The sequence below is a fragment of the Streptomyces sp. a15 genome (assembly GCF_059026085.1).
The window spans coordinates 73,330-92,076 of record NZ_JBWLKM010000021.1 but is presented as its reverse complement, the minus strand read 5'-3'; the positions used below and the strand labels follow the sequence as shown (position 1 = coordinate 92,076).

At 71.3% G+C, this 18,747-nt stretch carries 19 protein-coding genes and 1 tRNA gene; 10 read left to right on the top strand and 10 right to left on the bottom strand.

The genetic code is table 11. The annotated features are described in order from the left end of the window. Positions 1–2: 2 nt before the first annotated feature. Both AC5P09_RS22675 and AC5P09_RS22670 read right to left on the bottom strand, forming a co-directional pair. Complete coding sequence (locus AC5P09_RS22675; RefSeq protein WP_307676078.1) at positions 3–593, bottom strand: TetR/AcrR family transcriptional regulator; 591 nt, start codon at positions 591–593, stop codon at positions 3–5. Beyond that, positions 590–2,107 (bottom strand): 3-hydroxyacyl-CoA dehydrogenase, encoded by a 1,518-nt coding sequence (locus tag AC5P09_RS22670; RefSeq protein WP_493875636.1) that lies wholly within the window; start codon positions 2,105–2,107, stop codon positions 590–592. Before AC5P09_RS22670 ends, AC5P09_RS22675 begins: the two co-directional genes overlap by 4 nt. 160 nt (positions 2,108–2,267) lie before the next feature. On the opposite strand from AC5P09_RS22670, the gene paaN reads away from it, so the two are divergent. Further along, a complete protein-coding gene (gene paaN / locus AC5P09_RS22665; RefSeq protein WP_493875635.1) occupies positions 2,268–3,959 on the top strand; it encodes a phenylacetic acid degradation protein PaaN in 1,692 nt (563 codons plus the stop codon). On the opposite strand, the gene AC5P09_RS22660 is transcribed toward paaN, so the two are convergent. Genes AC5P09_RS22660 through AC5P09_RS22650 form a run of 3 tightly spaced genes read right to left on the bottom strand, consistent with a single transcriptional unit; the run spans position 3,956 to position 6,785 of the window. Continuing rightward, positions 3,956–4,717, bottom strand: a complete 762-nt coding sequence (locus tag AC5P09_RS22660; RefSeq protein WP_493875634.1) for a TrmH family RNA methyltransferase — start codon at positions 4,715–4,717, stop codon at positions 3,956–3,958. The two genes, paaN and AC5P09_RS22660, sit on opposite strands and share 4 nt — an antisense overlap. Next, complete coding sequence (locus AC5P09_RS22655; RefSeq protein WP_493875633.1) at positions 4,714–6,003, bottom strand: HTTM domain-containing protein; 1,290 nt, start codon at positions 6,001–6,003, stop codon at positions 4,714–4,716. The genes AC5P09_RS22660 and AC5P09_RS22655 overlap by 4 nt, the downstream gene beginning before the upstream one ends. Beyond that, positions 6,000–6,785, bottom strand: a complete 786-nt coding sequence (locus AC5P09_RS22650) for a DUF5819 family protein (protein WP_493875632.1) — start codon at positions 6,783–6,785, stop codon at positions 6,000–6,002. The genes AC5P09_RS22655 and AC5P09_RS22650 overlap by 4 nt, the downstream gene beginning before the upstream one ends. A 367-nt stretch (positions 6,786–7,152) precedes the next feature. Here AC5P09_RS22650 and paaA point away from each other — a divergent pair, with 367 nt between their 5' ends. The 6 genes from paaA (at position 7,153) to AC5P09_RS22620 (ending at position 12,043) form a co-directional block, all read left to right on the top strand. Further along, positions 7,153–8,184, top strand: coding sequence for a 1,2-phenylacetyl-CoA epoxidase subunit PaaA (gene paaA / locus AC5P09_RS22645; RefSeq protein ID WP_493875631.1), 1,032 nt, complete (start codon positions 7,153–7,155; stop codon positions 8,182–8,184). After that, complete coding sequence (gene paaB, locus AC5P09_RS22640; protein ID WP_054242083.1) at positions 8,181–8,468, top strand: 1,2-phenylacetyl-CoA epoxidase subunit PaaB; 288 nt, start codon at positions 8,181–8,183, stop codon at positions 8,466–8,468. Before paaA ends, paaB begins: the two co-directional genes overlap by 4 nt. Then, positions 8,465–9,187 carry a 1,2-phenylacetyl-CoA epoxidase subunit PaaC gene (paaC, locus tag AC5P09_RS22635; RefSeq protein ID WP_493875630.1) on the top strand — a complete coding sequence of 241 codons (723 nt, stop codon included), beginning with the start codon at positions 8,465–8,467 and terminating at the stop codon, positions 9,185–9,187. Before paaB ends, paaC begins: the two co-directional genes overlap by 4 nt. Continuing rightward, positions 9,181–9,729 (top strand): 1,2-phenylacetyl-CoA epoxidase subunit PaaD, encoded by a 549-nt coding sequence (gene paaD / locus AC5P09_RS22630; RefSeq protein ID WP_493875629.1) that lies wholly within the window; start codon positions 9,181–9,183, stop codon positions 9,727–9,729. The genes paaC and paaD overlap by 7 nt, the downstream gene beginning before the upstream one ends. After that, positions 9,729–10,790 (top strand): 2Fe-2S iron-sulfur cluster-binding protein, encoded by a 1,062-nt coding sequence (locus tag AC5P09_RS22625; protein WP_493875628.1) that lies wholly within the window; start codon positions 9,729–9,731, stop codon positions 10,788–10,790. The genes paaD and AC5P09_RS22625 overlap by 1 nt, the downstream gene beginning before the upstream one ends. A gap of 119 nt (positions 10,791–10,909) precedes the next feature. Further along, positions 10,910–12,043, top strand: coding sequence for an acyl-CoA dehydrogenase family protein (locus AC5P09_RS22620; RefSeq protein ID WP_493875627.1), 1,134 nt, complete (start codon positions 10,910–10,912; stop codon positions 12,041–12,043). 47 nt (positions 12,044–12,090) lie between these two features. Here the strand turns inward: AC5P09_RS22620 and AC5P09_RS22615 are convergent, their stop codons facing one another. The 4 genes from AC5P09_RS22615 to AC5P09_RS22600 form a co-directional block, all read right to left on the bottom strand. Further along, positions 12,091–12,420: a rhodanese-like domain-containing protein gene (locus AC5P09_RS22615; protein WP_493875679.1), complete on the bottom strand. Its 330-nt coding sequence runs from the start codon at positions 12,418–12,420 to the stop codon at positions 12,091–12,093. Positions 12,421–12,493: 73 nt separating this feature from the next. Beyond that, on the bottom strand, positions 12,494–13,336 hold the full coding sequence (locus AC5P09_RS22610; protein ID WP_493875626.1) for a J domain-containing protein: 843 nt from the start codon (positions 13,334–13,336) through the stop codon (positions 12,494–12,496). Positions 13,337–13,466: 130 nt separating this feature from the next. Continuing rightward, entirely contained in the window at positions 13,467–14,903 is a 1,437-nt protein-coding gene (locus AC5P09_RS22605) for a DUF2252 domain-containing protein (RefSeq protein ID WP_493875678.1), read from the bottom strand. A 273-nt stretch (positions 14,904–15,176) separates the two neighbouring features. Continuing rightward, positions 15,177–15,539: a winged helix-turn-helix transcriptional regulator gene (locus AC5P09_RS22600; RefSeq protein ID WP_493875625.1), complete on the bottom strand. Its 363-nt coding sequence runs from the start codon at positions 15,537–15,539 to the stop codon at positions 15,177–15,179. Positions 15,540–15,671: 132 nt separating this feature from the next. Between AC5P09_RS22600 and AC5P09_RS22595 the strand changes: the two genes are divergently transcribed. Both AC5P09_RS22595 and AC5P09_RS22590 read left to right on the top strand, forming a co-directional pair. Further along, positions 15,672–16,325, top strand: coding sequence for an FMN-dependent NADH-azoreductase (locus tag AC5P09_RS22595; protein WP_493875624.1), 654 nt, complete (start codon positions 15,672–15,674; stop codon positions 16,323–16,325). Between the two features lie 137 nt (positions 16,326–16,462). Beyond that, positions 16,463–17,083 (top strand): TetR/AcrR family transcriptional regulator, encoded by a 621-nt coding sequence (locus AC5P09_RS22590; RefSeq protein ID WP_493875623.1) that lies wholly within the window; start codon positions 16,463–16,465, stop codon positions 17,081–17,083. Between the two features lie 208 nt (positions 17,084–17,291). On the opposite strand, the gene AC5P09_RS22585 is transcribed toward AC5P09_RS22590, so the two are convergent. Continuing rightward, positions 17,292–17,375 (bottom strand) — tRNA-Leu (locus tag AC5P09_RS22585). Positions 17,376–17,865: 490 nt separating this feature from the next. Between AC5P09_RS22585 and AC5P09_RS22580 the strand changes: the two genes are divergently transcribed. After that, on the top strand, positions 17,866–18,741 hold the full coding sequence (locus tag AC5P09_RS22580) for an FHA domain-containing protein (RefSeq protein WP_493875622.1): 876 nt from the start codon (positions 17,866–17,868) through the stop codon (positions 18,739–18,741). Positions 18,742–18,747: the final 6 nt, after the last annotated feature.

The following is an 18,747-nucleotide window of genomic DNA, read 5'->3' as shown; positions in this document are numbered from 1 at the left end:
CGTCAGTACTCCTCGCGAAGCCCTGAGAACACCAGCCGCGCGACGGCGTCGGCGACCTCGCGCTCGTTCATGCCCCGTCCGTCCGGCCGGTACCACTCCACGATGGAGTTGATCATCCCGAAGACGAGCCGCGTCGCGAGCCGTACCTCCACGTCGCCGCGCACGTCCCCGTCGGCGGCCGCCGCCTTGAGCAGCTCGGCGACCCGGTGGTCGAAGTCACGGCGCCGCTCCAGGGCCCATCGCTCGGTGCCGGTGTTGCCGCGCACGCGCAGCAGCAGCGTCACGTACGGCAGTTCGGCGATGAGCACCTCGACCATGCGCCGTACGACGTACTCCAGGCGCTCGGCGGAACGCCCCACGCGCGCGTGCTCCTCGTCGAGGATCCCGAAGAGGCCGTCCAGCGCCCGGCTGACGGCGCGGCGCAGCAGCTCCTCCTTGCCGGAGACGTGGTGGTATATCGACGACTTGGAGATGCCGGCCGCCTTGGACAGGTGCTCCATGGAGGTGCCGTCGTAGCCGCGTTCGTTGAAGACCTGGACGGCGACGGACAGCAGCGTCTCCGGTGTGTACGTGTCGCGCTTGGCGGTGGTCATGAGGTGCTGCCCTCCCGCTTGTCGGTGGCGTACGCGTGGCGGTACAGCGCGAGGGACGGCGCGTAGCGCCCCGAGGGGTCGCGCATGTGCAGGTCGTCGAGGAGGGCGTAGGCCCAGTTGCGGCCGAGCCGGCGGCTCCACTCGAAGGGGCCCAGGGGGTAGTTGACCCCGAGGCGCATCGCGGTGTCGATGTCCTCCTCGGTGGCCACGCCCTTGGCGACGGCGTCGTGCGCCAGGTCGACGATGCGCGCGACCGTACGCGCCACGATCATGCCGGGGACGTCGCCGATGACGCTGACCTGCTTGCCGAGCGCCTGGAAGAGGCCGACGGCCTCGGCGAGGGTCTGCTGGGCGGTGTCCTGGGAGGCGGACAGGGCGATGCGGGTGGCACGGCGGTAGTCGAGTGCGAGGTCGAAGTAGACGACGTCCCGGAACTCGACCGAGGTCTGTCCGTCGGCGAGGGCCAGCTGGCCGCCGCTCGGCAGCACCAGGCGGGTGCCGTGGTCCTCGTCGTCCTCGCGGACCGGGATGCCCGCCTCGCGGACCAGGTTGAGCAGTTCGGCGGCGGGGCCCAGGTCGCCCTCGGCGACGACGTACGCGGGCGGCTGGGCCGGTTCCGCGGTGTGCGGTTCGGGACGGTCGGCGGCGTCGTCGTAGTCGTACCAGCCGCGTCCGGTCTTGCGGCCGAGCCGGCCCGACTCGACCAGGCGGCGCTGGGCGAGCGAGGGCGTGAACCGCACGTCCTGGAAGAAGGCCTGCCACACGGAGTGCGTGACCGACTCGTTGACGTCCTGGCCGATGAGGTCGGTGAGTTCGAAGGCGCCCATCTTGAAGCCGCCGCACTCGCGCAGGACCGCGTCGATGGTGGCGGGTTCGGCACCCTGGGCCTCGTGGACCGCGAGGGCCTCCGCATAGAAGGGCCGCGCGATGCGGTTGACGATGAAGCCCGGGGTGTCGGCGCAGGCGACCGGGGTCTTGCCCCAGGCGCGGGCCATCTCGTACGCGCGCGTGGCCGACGAGACGTCGGTGGCGAACCCGGAGACGACCTCCACCAGGGGCAGCAGCGGCGCGGGGTTGAAGAAGTGCAGGCCCACCAGGCGGCCCGGGTTGCGCAGGGCGCCGCCGATGGCCGTCACCGACAGGGACGAGGTGTTGGTGGCGAGCAGACAGTCCTCGCCGACCACGTCCTCCAGCGCGCGGAACAGCTCCTGCTTGACGTCCAGCCGCTCCAGGACGGCCTCGACCACGAGGGCGCAGTCCGCGAGGTCGGCGAGGTTCTGTGCGGGCAGCAGGCGCGCGCGTGCCGCGTCCCGGTCGGCGGCGCCGAGCCGGTCCTTCTCGACGAGCCGGTCGAGGCGGGCGCCGATCGTGTCGGCAGCCTCCTGGGCCCGGCCGGGAGCGGCGTCGTACAGCCGTACGGAATGGCCGGCGACCAGCGCGACCTGGGCGATGCCCTGGCCCATGGTGCCGGCGCCGACGACGGCCACGGGGCTGCTGAGGTCGAGTGCTGTCATGTGCGCGATCCTCCCGCACGGGGTTTTCCACAGATGCGGCGGACCCCCTTGTCCCGACCGATCGTTCGGTTACTCTAACTCTGGATGGCTGTTCCTGCCCATGTTTCTGCCCAGGTCATGAGCTCGACGAAGAGTTCTTGAGACGAGGAGTTGGTCCCGCATGGCCGCCGAACTCACCGCGCACGATCTGATCGCCAAGCACCGGCCCACCCTCGACCAGGCGCTGGAAGCGATCCGCACGCGCGCGTACTGGTCCCCGCACCCCGAACACCCCAAGGCCTACGGCGAGAACGGCAGCCTGGACATGGCGGCGGGCAAGGCCGCCTTCGACGCCCTCCTGGGCACCCGCCTCGACCTCGGCCAGCCCGGCACGGACGACTGGGTGGGCGGCGAGGTCTCGCCGTACGGCATCGAGCTGGGCGTGACCTACCCGCACGCGGACGTCGACGAGCTGCTGCTCGCCATGAAGGCCGGCCAGAAGGCCTGGCGGGACGCGGGCGCGGAGATCCGCGCGGTGGTGTGTCTGGAGATCCTCAAGCGGATCAGCGACCGGACGCACGAGTTCGCGCACGCGGTCATGCACACCTCCGGCCAGGCCTTCATGATGGCGTTCCAGGCGGGCGGCCCGCACGCGCAGGACCGCGGCCTGGAGGCGGTGGCGTACGCGTACGTGGAGCAGGTCCGCACCCCGGACACGGCGGAGTGGACCAAGCCGCAGGGCAAGCGCGACCCGCTCGCGCTCACCAAGCGGTTCACGCCGGTCCCGCGCGGGATCGCCCTGGTCATCGGCTGCAACACCTTCCCGACGTGGAACGGCTATCCGGGCCTGTTCGCCTCCCTGGCCACCGGCAACGCGGTCCTGGTGAAGCCGCACCCGCGCGCGGTACTGCCGCTCGCGCTCACCGTCCAGGTCGCGCGCGACGTCCTCACCGAGGCCGGCTTCGACCCGAACCTGGTGGCGCTGGCCGCCGAGCGTCCCGGCGAGGGCATCGCCAAGACCCTGGCCACCCGCCCCGAGATCCGGATCATCGACTACACCGGCTCGACGTCGTTCGGCGACTGGCTGGAGGCCAACGCCCGCCAGGCGCAGGTCTACACGGAGAAGGCCGGCGTCAACACGGTGCTGGTCCACTCCACGGACGACTACAAGGGGATGCTGTCCAACCTGGCCTTCTCTCTGTCCCTGTACAGCGGCCAGATGTGCACCACCCCGCAGAACCTGCTCGTCCCGCGTGACGGCATCCGCACCGAGGAAGGCCCCCGGACCTTCGACGAGGTGGTCGCCGACCTCGCCCGCTCGGTCGACGGCCTGCTCGGCGACGACACGCGCGCGAACGCCCTGCTCGGCGCGATCGTCAACCCGGACGTCAAGGCCCGCCTGGAGGCCGCGGCCGGTCTCGGCGAAGTCGCCCTCGCCTCGCGGGAGGTGAGCAACCCGGAGTTCCCGGGAGCCGTCGTCCGCACGCCCGTCATCGTGAAGCTGGACGGCGCCAAGCCGGACGACGAAGCCGCCTATATGAGCGAGTGCTTCGGCCCCGTCTCCTTCGCCGTCGCGGTCGACTCGGCGCCCGACGCGCTGGAGCTGCTGCGGCGCACGATCCGCGAGAAGGGCGCGATGACGGTCGGCGCGTACACCACCGACGAGGAGGTCGAGCAGGCCGTCCAGGAGGTCTGCCTGGAGGAGGCGGCCCAGCTGTCGCTGAACCTCACAGGCGGGGTGTACGTCAACCAGACCGCCGCCTTCTCCGACTTCCACGGCTCGGGCGGCAACCCGGCCGCCAACGCGGCGCTCACCGACGGGGCGTTCGTGTCGAACCGCTTCCGGGTGGTCGAGGTGCGCCGGGAGGCCTAAGGGACGTGCGGTGCGCCCCCGGTGGCGCTCCAGTGGTACAGCGTCATGGCCACACTGGTCGCGAGGTTGTAGCTGGAGACCTGGGGGCGCATCGGCAGCGCGACCAAGTGATCGGCACGCGCGCGCAGGTCGGCCGACAGCCCGCTGCGTTCCGAGCCGAAGGCAAGGATCGCGTCGTCCGGGACCTTGGTGCCACGGATGTCCTCGCCCTCCGGGTCGAGGGCGAACACCGGCCCCGACGGCAGCTCTGCCACCGTCAGCCGTTCCACGGCGGTCGCGAAGTGCAGCCCGGCGCCGCCGCGTACGACGGTGGGGTGCCAGGGATCGAGCGTCCCGGTGGTGACCACTCCGGTCGCCCCGAAACCGGCGGCCAGCCGGATCACGGCCCCCGCGTTGCCCAGGTTGCGCGGGTTGTCGAGGACCACGACGGGCGCGGTGCGGGGGGTGTGCGCCAGCCTGTCCAGGTTGGCCGCGCGGGACGGACGTACGGCCAGGGCGGCGATCTCGGTGGGGTGCGGGCGCGGCACCAGACTCCGGTACGCCGGCGCCGGGACCTGGGTCAGGAGCGCGTCGAGTGTGTCCCGTACGTCCGGCGCCAGTTCCTCGGCGAGGGCGAGCGCGGCCCTCCGGTCGGCGGTGACCGCCACCGGGACCTCGGCGCCGAAGCGCAGCGCGTGCTTGAGGGCGTGGAAGCCGTCGAGCAGCACGGACGTGTCGGCGAGCTTGTGCCAGACGTCGAGGGGGCCGGGGGCGCTCATGCCCTGAAGCCTACGGGCGCGTCCCCCGCGTCCCCCGCGTCCTTCGCACCGCCGGGATCCCCTGCGCTCGCCGTGCTCTCCGTGGTCTCCGTGGTCTCCGGGGCGCGCGGCTTCGGCAGCGGTGTACCGCCCGTGCCCGTGCCCATGCCCGCGAGCAGCCGTCCACGCGCGCGTGCCGCCCAGCCGCCGAGTCGGCGCAGGAACGACGTCGGCAGGAAGACCGCGTCGGCGGCGATCATGGCCAGCGAGAAGAAGGGCAGTCCGAGGATCACGGCGATCGCGGCGTGCTCGAAAATCATGACCGCCAGCAGGACGTTCTTGACGCGCCTGTTGAAGAGCGTGAACGGGAAGGCGACCTGCGCAGCGACGGTGCCGTACGTCACCAGCATCACCATCGTGCCGCTGGCCGCCAGCGCGTCGGCGAGCGCGGGCCACGGGGAGAAGTAGTCGAGGTGCAGGGGGTAGTAGACGGCGGTGCCGTCCTGCCAGCGCGAGCCCTGGATCTTGTACCAGCCCGCCGTGGCGTAGATCAGACAGGCCTCGGCCATGATCACGAGCAGGGCGCCGTTGTGGACGATGTTGGCGACGACGTCGAGCAGGATCCGGGGCTCGCGGGTCTTCGCACGGCGTCCTATGAGCCACCACAGGGCCTGCGCGAGCCAGACCGTCCACAGCAGCAGCGGCACGAACTCCTCGCCGTCGAACAGCCGACCCGACAGGGTCACCGCGGCCAGCGCCAGGCCGAGCACGCCCCACAGAGCCGGGCCCACCCGGTCCGGAACGTGTTCCCCACGCGCGCGTGCCTCGCGTCCGAGCCGCGCCCGCCGCGCGTCCAGCGACCACACCTGGCCGCAGCGCGTGAACACCAGGTAGATGCACATCAGGTGCAGGACGTTGTCGCCGCCGTCCCCCATGAAGATGCTGCGGTTCTGCAGCGAGAGCACGCCGACCATGAACAGCACGGACATCGTGCGGGTGCGCCATCCCAGCAGCAGCAGGACGCTCGTCAGGACGGCCAGCGCGTAGACGGCCTCGAACCAGAACCGGCCGTCGGACCACATCAGGGCCGTGAAGGCACCGTTGTCCGAGACCAGCTGCTGGGCGAGATCCCAGCTCCAGGGGCCGTCGGGGCCGTACATCTCCTCGCGGTGCGGGAACTCGCGCAGCAGGAACAGCAGCCAGGTCCCGCTGAAGCCGATGCGTATCACGGCGGTCTGGTACGGGCCGAGGACGGACTCGGTGACACGGGCGATGCCGGCGGAGACGCCGAGCGCGAAACGGTTCACTTGACGTCCCTCTCGGTGCTGTCCGCCGTGATCGACCACCAGGGCAGCACCCGGTACACCGGCTCGTCCGACACCTTCTCCTGGCTCCACTGCGGCGGGCGCACATTGGTGGTGCGGGAGCGGATCTGGACGAGATCGATCGCGCCGCCCTTCCCCGCCGCGTCGTCGCGCTCCAGGCGCAGCAGCACGATGCGGCGCAGATACGTCTCGGACAGGGAGCCGCGCAGACCCACCGGGCGGTTGTCGCTGTCGTGGGTGGCGACGAAGAAGTCCCAGGCCCGGCGCAGCTCGTTCTGCTGGGTGTGGCTCGGCAGCAGGTTGCCGTCGATGGCCCGGCCGTCCTCGGCGGACAGGTCGTACCAGCCGGTCGTGCGCACGCCGCCGTCCGCCGTGTCGATCTGGGCCCGGACCTGGACGGCGATGTTCTGCTGCAACGGGTTCGGCGCGAACAGTTTCCAGTTCTGCTCGAACTCCGGGTAGATCCAGTCGTCGATCGCCCGGCCGTGCTCCTTGGTCACCGTGTTCGACGGCGCGACGTGCAGGAACACCATGCCGATGTGCACACAGACGGCGACGGCGACGACCGCGAGGGTCACGGCGACGGCGATCTGGTAGCGGAGGGAAAGGGCGGCGACGCCGGTGCGGGCCTCACGGGGCGCCTGGTCAGGTGGCGGGTCGCGCGGATCGGGCGGGTCGGGCGGGGAGCTCTGGGGACCGGCGGGCGCGGCGCCCGGCTCGCCCGGCCCGTGCGGGGCCTTCGAGCCTCCGTCGTGCACGTCCATTCCGCCCCGTTCCCGTTCCGGTCCGTCTTCCGGCCGCCCTGCCGCCTGCTGTGCGCCATGTGCCATGTGCCCTGTGCCGTGGTCCGCCGCCGCCTGCCGCGAGGCACCTGGCGAGGGACGCCGTAGCGCCCACGCACCACCATTCCGCCGACGCTCGCACGGAACGGTACTCAGGCCCGCGCGCCCGGCACAGCCCCCACCGGCTCTTCCGCGAAGCCACCTCGGTTGCCCACAGGCGTGCCCGGGGATGCCCGGAGGTTATCCACAGCGGTTGACACCTTACGGCGCCCGTCACACCATGGAATCGCACGAACCGAACGATCGGTCGGGAGCAAGCACCGGCAGAGTCCAGGTCGAGGGGGACCTCATGGCGACAGCAGCCACGCACCAGACGGCGCGCACACTGGCGTACGACGGCCAGGACGGCACACAGGCCGGCGTCGACGACACCGCCGCGTACGAGAGGGCCTTCGACGCCGCCGTGGCCGCCGACGAGCGCGTCGAGCCACGTGACTGGATGCCCGACGCCTACCGCGCGACCCTGGTCCGGCAGATCGCGCAGCACGCGCACTCCGAGATCATCGGCATGCAGCCGGAGGCTAACTGGATCACGCGCGCGCCCTCGCTGCGCCGCAAGGCCATCCTGATGGCCAAGGTCCAGGACGAGGCGGGACACGGGCTCTACCTCTACAGCGCGGCCGAGACCCTCGGCACCGGCCGCGAGGAACTGCTCGACAAACTCCACACCGGCCGCCAGAAGTACTCCTCGATCTTCAACTACCCCACGCTGACCTGGGCGGACATCGGCGCGATCGGCTGGCTGGTGGACGGCGCAGCGATCACCAACCAGGTGCCCCTGTGCCGCTGCTCGTACGGCCCGTACGCGCACGCGATGGTCCGTATCTGCAAGGAGGAGTCCTTCCACCAGCGCCAGGGGTACGAGCTGCTGCTGGCCCTCAGCCGCGGCACCCCCGAGCAGCACGCGATGGCGCAGGACGCGGTGGACCGCTGGTGGTGGCCGTCCCTGATGATGTTCGGCCCGCCCGACGACGAGTCCGCGCACTCCGCGCAGTCGATGGCGTGGAAGATCAAGCGGCATTCGAACGACGAGCTGCGCCAGCGCTTCGTCGACATCTGCGTCCCCCAGGCCGAATCCCTGGGCCTCACGCTTCCCGACCCGGACCTGAGGTGGAACGAGGAGCGGGGGCACCACGACTTCGGCCCGATCGACTGGACAGAGTTCTGGGACGTCCTCAAGGGCAACGGCCCGTGCAACGAACAGCGGATAACGCAACGCAGGCGGGCCCACGACGAGGGCGCCTGGGTCCGGGAGGCGGCCTCGGCGTACGCGGCCAAGCACAGTGCCTCCGGTGCCGGAAGGGGAGTGGAGCAGGCATGACGAACACCGACTGGCCCCTGTGGGAGGTCTTCGTGCGCTCCCGCCGCGGCCTCTCGCACACCCACGCCGGCAGCCTGCACGCGCCGGACGCGGAGTTCGCCCTGCGCAACGCCCGCGATCTGTACACCCGGCGCGGCGAGGGCGTCTCGATCTGGGTCGTCCCGTCGTCCGCGATCACCGCGTCCTCGCCCGACGAGAAGGACCCGTTCTTCGAACCGTCCGCCGACAAGCCGTACCGGCACCCGACCTTCTACGAGATCCCGGAGGGGGTGAAGCACCTGTGACCACCACATCCGTCCCTACGGCTGCCGCCCTCGCCCTCGGCGACGATGCCCTGGTGCTCTCGCACCGCCTCGGGGAGTGGGCCGGCCACGCCCCCGTCCTCGAAGAGGAGGTCGCCCTCGCCAACATCGCACTGGACCTGCTCGGCCAGGCCCGTGTGCTGCTCTCGCTGGCCGGCAACGAGGACGAACTGGCGTATCTGCGCGAGGAGCGCGCCTTCACCAACCTCCAGCTGGTGGAACAGCCCAACGGCGGCTTCGCCCACACCATCGCCCGCCAGCTGTACTTCTCCACCTACCAGCACCTGCTCTACGCCGAACTGGCCGCCGCGGACGGCCCCTTCGCGCCACTCGCCGCGAAGGCCGTCAAGGAGGTCGCCTACCACCGCGACCACGCCGAACAGTGGACCCTGCGACTCGGCGACGGCACGGACGTCAGCCATGAGCGGATGCAGCGGGCGTGCGAGACGCTGTGGCGCTTCACCGGGGAGATGTTCCGGCCCGTGGCAGGGCTGGACGCCGACTGGCCGGGCATGGAGTCGACCTGGGTCAAGGCCGTCGGTGACGTCCTGCGCCGTGCCACCCTCACCGTCCCCGAGGGCCCGCGGTCCGGAGCGTGGGCGGCCGGGGCAGGCCGTCAGGGCCTGCACACCGAGTCCTTCGGGCGGATGCTCGCCGAGATGCAGCATCTGCACCGCAGCCACCCGGGGGCGTCATGGTGACGACCACTTCGCTGGAGGCGGAGCTGCTGGAGCTGGCCGGTTCGGTCCCCGACCCCGAACTGCCCGTGCTCACCCTCCAGGAGCTCGGCGTGCTGCGCGCGGTGCACGTCCACGGCCCCGACTCGGTCGAGGTCGAGCTGACCCCGACGTACACCGGCTGCCCGGCCGTCGAGGCGATGTCCCTGGACATAGAGCGGATCCTGCACGAACACGGCGTACGGGACGTCACCGTGCGCACGGTGCTCGCGCCCGCCTGGTCGACGGACGACATCACGGACGAAGGGCGCCGCAAGCTCCGGGAGTTCGGCATCGCCCCGCCGCGGACGGGGCGGGCGGCCGGGCCGGTCGGCCTGCAGCTGGGGCCGACCCGCACGCTCGACCGGGAAGCCGAGGAAGCCGAGGAAGCCGCCGACCCCATCCGCTGCCCGCACTGCGACTCCGCCGACACCGAGCTGCTCAGCCGTTTCTCCTCCACCGCCTGCAAGGCGCTGCGGCGGTGTCTGTCGTGCCGTGAACCCTTCGACCACTTCAAGGAGTTGTGATGGCCCGCTTCCACGCGCTCCCCGTGGCCGCGGTCGACCGGCTCACCGACGACTCCGTGGCCCTGACCCTCACCGTGCCCGAGGAACTGCGCGAGGAGTACCGGCACACCCCCGGCCAGCATCTCGCCCTGCGGCGCACGGTGGACGGTACGGAGATCCGGCGCACCTACTCGATCTGCTCCCCCGCACCGGCACCGGGCGACGAGGGCCCTCACACCCTGCGCGTCGGGGTGCGGCTGGTCGAGGGCGGGGCCTTCTCGACGTACGCGCTCAAGGAGATCAACATCGGCGACGAGGTGGAGGTGATGACCCCGGCGGGGCGCTTCACCCTCGACCCGGCGCCCGGTCTGTACGCGGCGATCGTCGGCGGCAGCGGCATCACCCCGGTCCTGTCGATCGTGGCGACCCTGCTGGCGCGCGAGCCGGAGGCCCGGTTCTGTCTGATACGCAGCGACCGTACGTCCGCGTCGACGATGTTCCTGGAGGAGGTCGCCGACCTCAAGGACCGCTATCCGCAGCGGCTGCACCTGGTGACAGTGCTGTCCCGGGAGGAGCAGCAGGCGGGACTGCCGTCCGGGCGGCTCGATCAGGAGCGGCTCGGCGCGCTGCTTCCGGCGCTGCTGCCTGTGGGGGACGTGGCGGGATGGTTCCTGTGCGGGCCGTTCGGGCTGGTGCAGGGTGGCGAGAGGGCACTGCGGGAGCTCGGTGTTTCCCGCACCCGTATCCACGAGGAGATCTTCCATGTGGACGCCGCCGCCCCCGTGACCACCGCACCCGCTCCCGCGCACAGCACGGTGACGGCCCGACTCGACGGCCGCGGCGGGAGCTGGCCCGTCCGGCAGGGCGAGTCTCTGCTGGAGGCAGTGCTGCGCAACCGGTCCGACGCGCCCTACGCCTGCAAGGGCGGGGTGTGCGGAACCTGCCGGGCCTTCCTGGTCTCCGGCGAGGTGCGCATGGACCGCAACTTCGCGCTGGAGCCGGAGGAGACGGAGGCGGGCTATGTGCTGGCGTGCCAGTCGCATCCGGTGACGGAGAAGGTGGAGCTGGACTTCGACAGGTGAGGAGCCGCGAAACGCACCGGCGTTCCACAGGTGAGCGTCGGCAGCCCGTTCCCTTCTTCTAGAACCTGTTCTATCTTGATGGATCGTCAGATCGGCGGGCCCGGCGGAAGGGCAGGACCGTGGACTTCACCTTCACCGAAGAGCAACAGGCGGCGGCCGAGGCGGCGCAGGGGGTGTTCGCCGGGGTAGCCCCGGACGCGGTGCCCAGCCCCGCTCTCACCTCGGGCGCCGTCGCGGACGACTTCGACCGTGCGCTGTGGGCCAGGCTCGCCGACGCGGACCTGTTGAGCCTGCTGCTGGACCCGGAGTACGGCGGGTCGGGCCTGGATGCCGTCGCCCTGTGCCTGGTGCTGCGCGAGGCGGCGAAGGTGCTGGCGCGGGTACCGCTGCTGGAGAACAGCGCCGCGCTCGCCGCAGTACAGACCTTCGCCGGTGCGGAGTTGAAGTCCGGTCTGGCGGTGCGGGCGGGCTGTGGGGAGGTCGTCCTGACCGTCGCCGCGAGCGGTCGCACCGGCCACGACCCGGCCGAACTCGCCGTGACCGCACGGCAGGAGGGGGAAGCGTGGCTTCTGGACGGGGTGCAGACGGCGGTGCCGTGGGTGTACGACGCCGACTTCGTCCTGGTCCCCGCGCACACGGCCACCGACCGGACCCTTCTCGCCGTGATCCCCCGGGTGCACGCGGGGGTCGAGCTCGCCGAGCAGATCTCCACCACCGGCGAGCGGCTCGGCGAACTGCGCCTGGACTCCGTACGGATCGCGGACCGGGACGTCATCGCGGCCGACGGCGCGTGGGAGTGGCTGCGGGATCTGCTGACCACCGGGACGTGCGCGCTGGCGCTCGGTCTGGGGGAGCGGGTCCTGCGGATGACCAGCGAATACACCGGCAAGCGGGAGCAGTTCGGGTTCCCGGTGGCCACGTTCCAGGCCGTCGCCGTGCAGGCCGCCGACCGCTACATCGATCTGCGGGCCATGGAGGTCACCCTGTGGCAGGCCGCGTGGCGCATCGCCTCGGGAGCCCTGGGGGCACTGCCCGCCGCCGGTGATGTGGCCGTCGCCAAGATCTGGGCGTCGGAGGGCGTACGGCGGGTCGTGCAGACGGCGCAGCATCTGCACGGCGGGTTCGGCGCCGACGTCGACTACCCCCTGCACCGGTTCCACGCCTGGGCCAAGCACCTGGAACTGTCCCTCGGCCCGGCGGCGGCACACGAGGAGACCCTGGGCGACCTGCTGGCGGCCCACCCGCTGGCCTGAACCTCAAGCCGCCCTGAACCTCAAGCCGACCCTCGGCAGGGCTCGGCTCAGAGGACGAAGCCCGGCTGCCCCTCGTCGGTCACGACGGGGCGGCCCGCCGCTGCCCAGACCTGCATGCCGCCGTCGACGTTCACGGCGTCGATGCCCTGCTGGACGAGGTACATCGCGACCTGCGCCGAGCGCCCGCCGGAGCGGCAGATCACGTTGACCCGGCCGTCCTGCGGCGCGGCCTCGGTCAGCTCGCCGTACCGGGCGACGAACTCACTGATGGGGATGTGCAGCGCCCCTTCGGCGTGACCCGCCTGCCACTCGTCGTCCTCGCGGACGTCCAGCAGGAAGTCGCTGTCCTTGAGGTCCGTGACCTCGACCGTGGGCACACCAGCTCCGAAATGCATGCCTCCGACGCTACCCGACGTCACTGCCCGACGCGGGCGCGCACCGGTCCGGCCACTATCCGAGCAGCTCCGCCAGCTCGGCCTCGCGCGCGGCGACGTCGGCCAAGAGCTTCTCGGCGACCTCCTCCAGGAGGCGGTCCGGGTCTTCCGGGGCCATCCGGAGCATCGAGCCGATCGCGCTCTCCTCCAGTTCCCGCGCGACCACGGTGAGCAGTTCCTTGCGCTGGGCGAGCCATTCGAGGCGGGCGTAGAGATCCTCGCTGGGCGTCGGCCCCTGCTCCGGGAGCTTCGGTCCGGCGGCCCACTCCTCGGCCAGCTCCAGCAGCAGCGCCTCGTCACCCCGGGCGTAGGCGGCGTTGACCCGCGTGATGAACTCCTCACGCCGCTTGCGCTCGGTCTCGTCCTGGGCGAGGTCGGGGTGGGCCTTGCGGGCCAGCTCGCGGTAGCGCTTGCGGGCCTCTTCGCTGGGCCGCACCCGCTGCGGGGGCCGCACCGGCTGATCGGTGAGCATCGCCTCGGCCTCCGGGAACATCCCCTCGCCGTCCATCCAGCCGTGGAAGAGCTCCTCGACTCCGGGCATCGGCATGACCCGGGCCCGCGCCTCGTCCGCCTTGCGCAGGTCCTCGGGGTCGCCGGTGCGGGCGGCCCGGGCCTCGGCGATCTGGGCGTCCAGCTCGTCGAGGCGGGTGTACATCGGGCCGAGCTTCTGGTGGTGCAGCCGGGAGAAGTTCTCGACCTCGATACGGAAGGTATCGACCGCGATCTCGTACTCGATCAACGCCTGCTCGGCGGCCCGTACGGCCCGTTCCAGCCGCTCCTCGGGCCGGGGCACACCGGCGTCCGGCGTCGGCCGGTTCTCACCGGCGACACCACCCTGCTCAGCTTCCGGGGTCGTCACCCGACCAGCGTAGGCCACGGCGGGAGGAGCCTCTCGAACACACAGTCCTCAGCCCGCCGAGCAGGCCCTTTCAGGACACGGACACGCCCTTGCCAGCACCCCGGACACCGAGCGCCCGGGCACACCCCCCTCACACACCCACCTCCGCCGCGATCCGCCCCGACCGCACCGCCGCCACCAGCTGCGCGTGGTCCGCCTCCGTGCGGTCGGCGTAGGCGACGGCGAACGCGGTGATCGCCTCGTCCAGCTCCTCGTTCTTGCCGCAGTAGCCGGCGATCAGGCGCGGGTCGGCACTGTGGGCGTGGGCGCGGGCCAGGAGGGCGCCGGTCATCCGGCCGTAGTCGTCCAGCTGGTCGGCGGCGAGGGCGGTGGGGTCGACGCTGCCCTTGCGGTTGCGGAACTGCCGTACCTGGAACGGCAGTCCGTCGACCGAGGTCCAGCCCAGCAGGATGTCGCTGACCACCTGCATGCGCTTCTGCCCCATGACCACCCGCCGGCCCTCGTGGTCGACCTTCGGCGCCTCGAACCCGGCGCTCGCCAGGTGCGGCACCAGCGCCGAGGGGCGCGTCTCCTTGACCTGGAGGACGAGCGGTTCGCCCCGGTGGTCGAGGAGCAGGACGACGTACGACCGGGTGCCGACGCTGCCCGTGCCGACGACGCGGAAGGCGACGTCGTGCACCGCGTGACGGGCCAGCAGGGGGAGGCGGTCTTCGGAGAGCGAGGTCAGGTACTGCTCCAGGGACGCGGCCACCGACGCGGCCTCCTCGTCCGGCACCCGCCTCAGCACCGGCGCGGCGTCGACGAAGCGGCGGCCGCCGTCCTCGGTGGGCTCCGTCGACTTCGCGGCGAAGCGCCCGCTGGTGTTGGCCCGCGCCTTCTCGGAGACCCGCTCCAGGGTGCCGAGCAGGTCGTGGGCGTCGGTGTGGGAGACCAACTCCTCGTCCGCGATGGCGTTCCACGCGTCCAGGACCGGAAGCCTGGCCAGCAGCCGCATGGTGCGGCGGTAGGCACCGGCCGCGTCGTGCGCCGCCTTGCGGCAGGTGTCCTCGTCGGCGCCCGCCTCACGGGCGGCGAGTACAAGGGAGGCGGCGAGCCGCTTGAGGTCCCACTCCCAGGGGCCGTACACCGTCTCGTCGAAGTCGTTCAGATCGATGACCAGACCGCCGCGCGCGTCGCCGTACAGACCGAAGTTGGCGGCGTGGGCGTCGCCGCAGATCTGGGCACGGATCCTCGTCATCGGGGTGCGCGCCAGGTCGTAGGCCATGAGGCCGGCCGAACCGCGCAGGAAGGCGAAGGGCGTGGCCGCCATCCTGCCGACCCGTATGGGCGTGAGCTCGGGGATACGGCCCCGGCCGGACTCCTCGACCGCGCTCACCGCGTCGGGCCGTCCCCCGTCCAGGTCGAGGACGGCGTGCGCACTGCGCGGGACGCTTCGCCGCAGCGCCCTGCCCTCCTCCTTGGGAGTGCCCTCGGCGGGCCAGTCGGCGAAGCCGCGGACCCTGGGGAGCCGACGGGTGCTCCCGGCACTCGCCGCCGCCTCCTGAACGGGGACCGCGTCCCCGACCAACGTCTCCGCACCGACCTCGGTCACAGCGACCGCCTCCCCCGCGTACGCACGAACATCAACTCGTGCCGACCGTACAGCGGAGGGCCGAAACGCGTCAGACCCTGTGGACAACTGCACAGCTGTGGAAAACGGCGACAGTCCTCAGCACACCGACGGCACACCGGCACCACAGCGACGGCCTACCGGCACCAAGCACCAAGCACCAAGCACCAAGCACCAAGCACCAAGCACCAAGCACCTACGAAGCAACGCCGGCACCCCCGCAGCCCGCCATCAGCACCCCGTCGGCCGTTCCCCCTCCGGCAGATGCTCCTCCGCCCACTCCTTGAGCAGCCCCAGCGCCGGAGCCAGCGCGGCCCCCGCCTCCGTCAGCCGGTACGACACCCGCAGCGGAGGCCCCTCGTCGACCTGGCGGACGACGAGCCGGGCGGCGCCGAGTTCGGTGAGGCGGTCGGAAAGCATGCGCTCGCTGATGCCGGGGACGGCCCGGCGCAGGTCGACGAAGTAGGCGGGCCCGTTGGTGAGGACGGACACGATCGGGCCGGTCCAGCGCTTCCCGAGCAGTTGGAAGACGCGCGTGATGCCGTCGTCGACCCGCTTGCACGCCGCGGGGTCGTGACTCTGCTCGACCGTCATGTCCCTCAGGGTACTGCCCTTCCCGAAGGTGATGAAAAAAAGTAAGTGACTGTGTTATCCATAGTCGAGTACGTATTACTAGCCCACGGAACGAGCATCCCGTGGGCCAGACCGCCGTCCCCTGGAGACTCCATGGCCACGCTCCTGATCATCGACTCCTCCGTCTTCCCCACCGACGCCTCCGCGTCCCGCTCCGTGACGGACGCCTTCCGCAAGGCCTGGGAGGAGCAGCACCCCGAGGGCACGGTGATCTACCGCGACCTCGCCGCGAACCCCGTCCCGCACATCACCGCCGAGGCCCACACCGCCGGCTTCGCCGACCCGGCCGCGCACACCCCGGAGCAGGCGGCCGCCTTCTCCGCGCGCGTGCAGCTGATCGAGGAACTGGAGCAGGCGGACGCGGTGCTGATCGGCGCCCCGATGTACAACTTCTCGATCCCGTCGACCCTCAAGGCCTGGCTGGACAACGTGATCCTCATCGGACGTACCGCCATGACCGAGGACTCCAAGGTCAAGGGCACCCCGGTCACCGTCGTCGCCAGCCGCGGCGGCTCGTACGCGCCGGGCACCCCGCGCGAGGGCTACGAGTACGTCCAGACCTACCTTCAGGCCGTCCTCGCCGACACCCTCGCCGTGGACCTTCACTTCATCGTCCCGGAGCTCACGATGGCCCCGCAGAACCCGGCCATGACCGAACTGATCCCGCTCTTCGAGGCCTCGCGCGAGCGCGCCCTCCAGGACGCGTCCGCCAAGGCCAAGGAAGTGGCCGAGCGGGTCGCGGCATAAGCCTGCCGGCCGGGTGGGGCGGGCATCCGTCCCACCCGGCGAAGCACCTCCACAGCAGGCCACCCGCCCTCAGGCCCTCCCTGCCGCAGGCCACGCCCATATGCGAGTCTTCGCCGGAGCGACACGAGGAGCAGGCGATGACCGAGAGTGCGAAGGCGGCACCCCGTCGGCGGCACGCGCAGGCGAACCGGCGGCGCATTCTGGACGTCGCGCGCGAGACGCTGAGCGCGGATCCGGAGACCACCGTCGACGACATCGCCCGCGCGGCAGGTATCGCCCGCCGCACGCTCTACGGCCATTTCGCCGGCCGGGAGGATCTCGTCAACGCCCTGGCCGAGGAGGCCGTGGAGTCGATCCGGCAGGCGTTCGTCGAGGAGCGCAACCCCGCCGAGCCCGCCGACCTGTCCCTGGCCCGCTACATCATGGCCGTCTGGGGCATCGGCGACCGCTTCCGCATGCTCATCGCGCTCGGCCGCCACGACCTGGACGGCGACATCCGCGGCGCGCTGACGCCCGTACGCAATCTGGCCGGTGAACTGCTCGCGCAGGGACAGCGGGACGGAGTCTTCGCCGACCACCTGCCGGCGCCTGTGCCGGCCCACGTCATGGAGTCGGTCGTCGTCTCGATGCTGGAGTCGGTGAACGACGAGACATGGGAGGGCTCCGCCCCCGCCACCGCCACGGCGGAACTGCTGGCCGTCGGCAGGACACGTCCCGAGGCGGAAGCCGTCCTGCGGCACCTGCGCCCGGGCGACTGACCCCGCAGCCCGTCGCCTTCGCGGCAGAGCCTTCTTCGCAGAGCCTTCTTCTCGGGGCCTTCTTCTCGGGGCCTTCTCCTCAGAGGCTCCCGACCGTGAGATAGCTCACCGCCGGACCCCCGCCACGACCAACGCACGACCAACGAGAAACGGGCCCTCACCGTGACTTTCGTCACTGGTGAAGACCCGTTCCGTCGGTTCTTCGCTGTGCGCGAGGGGGGAGTTGAACCCCCACGCCCTTTCGGGCACTGGAACCTGAATCCAGCGCGTCTGCCTATTCCGCCACCCGCGCATTGGGTGTGTCTTCGGGCTGTTCCCCCTTGGGGGCGGCGCCTTCCGACACGCAGAACATTAGCACGCAGGACGGGGTGGGTTCACATCCCTTATGGCCGGGCAGCCGCCGACCAGCACACTCTGCGTCAGTCCGCCACCCCGCCCCCGATTCCGTCGGCAGACGTATCAACGCCGACCTGTTCACGTATCAACCTCGTACCGGTCCCGACCGTCTCCGCAGGAGCGGTCCAGGTCCACAGTCCGGTGCGGGACACTTGTCTGCGGCCGCCTCTACGATCCTTGGCAGGACTACGTCCGAGAAGAGTTCGAAGGGGAGCTCCGGAGGGAACTTCGGAGGCGTCGACACCCGTCGACCGGGCCGACAGGGGGAACCAGCCGATTCGACGGCGCGTGGATACGATCAGTAAGCAGTACCAGCAGCAGTACCGGGCAAGGCAGTGCCCGCTCAGCGGGACACAGGACAGCAGCGGCTACGGAGGAGGTGCCCCATGGGAGTCCTGAAGAAGTTCGAGCAGCGTCTCGAAGGTCTGGTCAACGGCACCTTCGCCAAGGTGTTCAAGTCCGAGGTACAGCCCGTGGAGATCGCGGGAGCGCTCCAGCGCGAGTGCGACAACAACGCGACCATCTGGAACCGCGACCGGACGGTCGTACCCAACGACTTCATCGTGGAGCTGAGCACTCCGGACTTCGAGCGGCTCAGCCCCTACTCCGGCCAGCTCGGCGACGAGCTCGCCGGGATGGTGCGCGACTACGCCAAGCAGCAGCGCTACACCTTCATGGGCCCCATCAAGGTCCACTTGGAGAAGGCGGACGACCTCGACACCGGCCTGTACCGGGTGCGCAGCCGTACGCTCGCCTCCTCCACCAGCCAGCAGGCTCCCGGCGGCGCCCCGGCGGCCCCGGCCCCAGGCCGGCCGGCGCCCGGCGGCTACGGCTACCCGCCCGCCGCCGCACCCGCGGCCGCCCCGCCGATGCCGGCCGCGCCGCCGCCCGGCGGCCGTCCCGGCGGCTACGGCTACCCGCAGCCCGCGGGCGGACAGCGGCCCCCGGTCGCACCTGCTCCCGCTCCCGCGGCCGGCGGTCGCATGCGCCACTGGATCGAGATCAACGGCACCCGCCATCAGATCTCCCGCGCGACGCTCGTGCTGGGTCGCAGCACCGAGGCCGACGTGCGGATCGACGACCCCGGCGTCTCGCGCCGGCACTGTGAGATCCGGACCGGAACGCCCTCGACCATCCAGGATCTCGGGTCCACCAACGGCATCGTGGTGGACGGGCAGCACACCACCCGCGCTACGCTCCGCGACGGCTCGCGGATCGTCGTGGGCAGTACCACCATCATTTACCGGCAAGCCGAAGGGTGAAGCGGG

Coding starts and splice junctions, on each gene's coding strand:
- AC5P09_RS22590 (WP_493875623.1), top strand. CDS start 16,463: ATGACCGAGAGTGCGAAGGCGGCACCCCGTCGGCGGCACGCGCAGGCG.
- AC5P09_RS22670 (WP_493875636.1), bottom strand. CDS start 2,107: ATGACAGCACTCGACCTCAGCAGCCCCGTGGCCGTCGTCGGCGCCGGC.
- paaN (WP_493875635.1), top strand. CDS start 2,268: ATGGCCGCCGAACTCACCGCGCACGATCTGATCGCCAAGCACCGGCCC.
- paaA (WP_493875631.1), top strand. CDS start 7,153: ATGGCGACAGCAGCCACGCACCAGACGGCGCGCACACTGGCGTACGAC.
- paaB (WP_054242083.1), top strand. CDS start 8,181: ATGACGAACACCGACTGGCCCCTGTGGGAGGTCTTCGTGCGCTCCCGC.
- AC5P09_RS22580 (WP_493875622.1), top strand. CDS start 17,866: ATGGGAGTCCTGAAGAAGTTCGAGCAGCGTCTCGAAGGTCTGGTCAAC.
- AC5P09_RS22625 (WP_493875628.1), top strand. CDS start 9,729: ATGGCCCGCTTCCACGCGCTCCCCGTGGCCGCGGTCGACCGGCTCACC.
- AC5P09_RS22675 (WP_307676078.1), bottom strand. CDS start 593: ATGACCACCGCCAAGCGCGACACGTACACACCGGAGACGCTGCTGTCC.
- AC5P09_RS22595 (WP_493875624.1), top strand. CDS start 15,672: ATGGCCACGCTCCTGATCATCGACTCCTCCGTCTTCCCCACCGACGCC.
- AC5P09_RS22650 (WP_493875632.1), bottom strand. CDS start 6,785: ATGGACGTGCACGACGGAGGCTCGAAGGCCCCGCACGGGCCGGGCGAG.
- AC5P09_RS22600 (WP_493875625.1), bottom strand. CDS start 15,539: ATGACGGTCGAGCAGAGTCACGACCCCGCGGCGTGCAAGCGGGTCGAC.
- paaD (WP_493875629.1), top strand. CDS start 9,181: ATGGTGACGACCACTTCGCTGGAGGCGGAGCTGCTGGAGCTGGCCGGT.
- AC5P09_RS22660 (WP_493875634.1), bottom strand. CDS start 4,717: ATGAGCGCCCCCGGCCCCCTCGACGTCTGGCACAAGCTCGCCGACACG.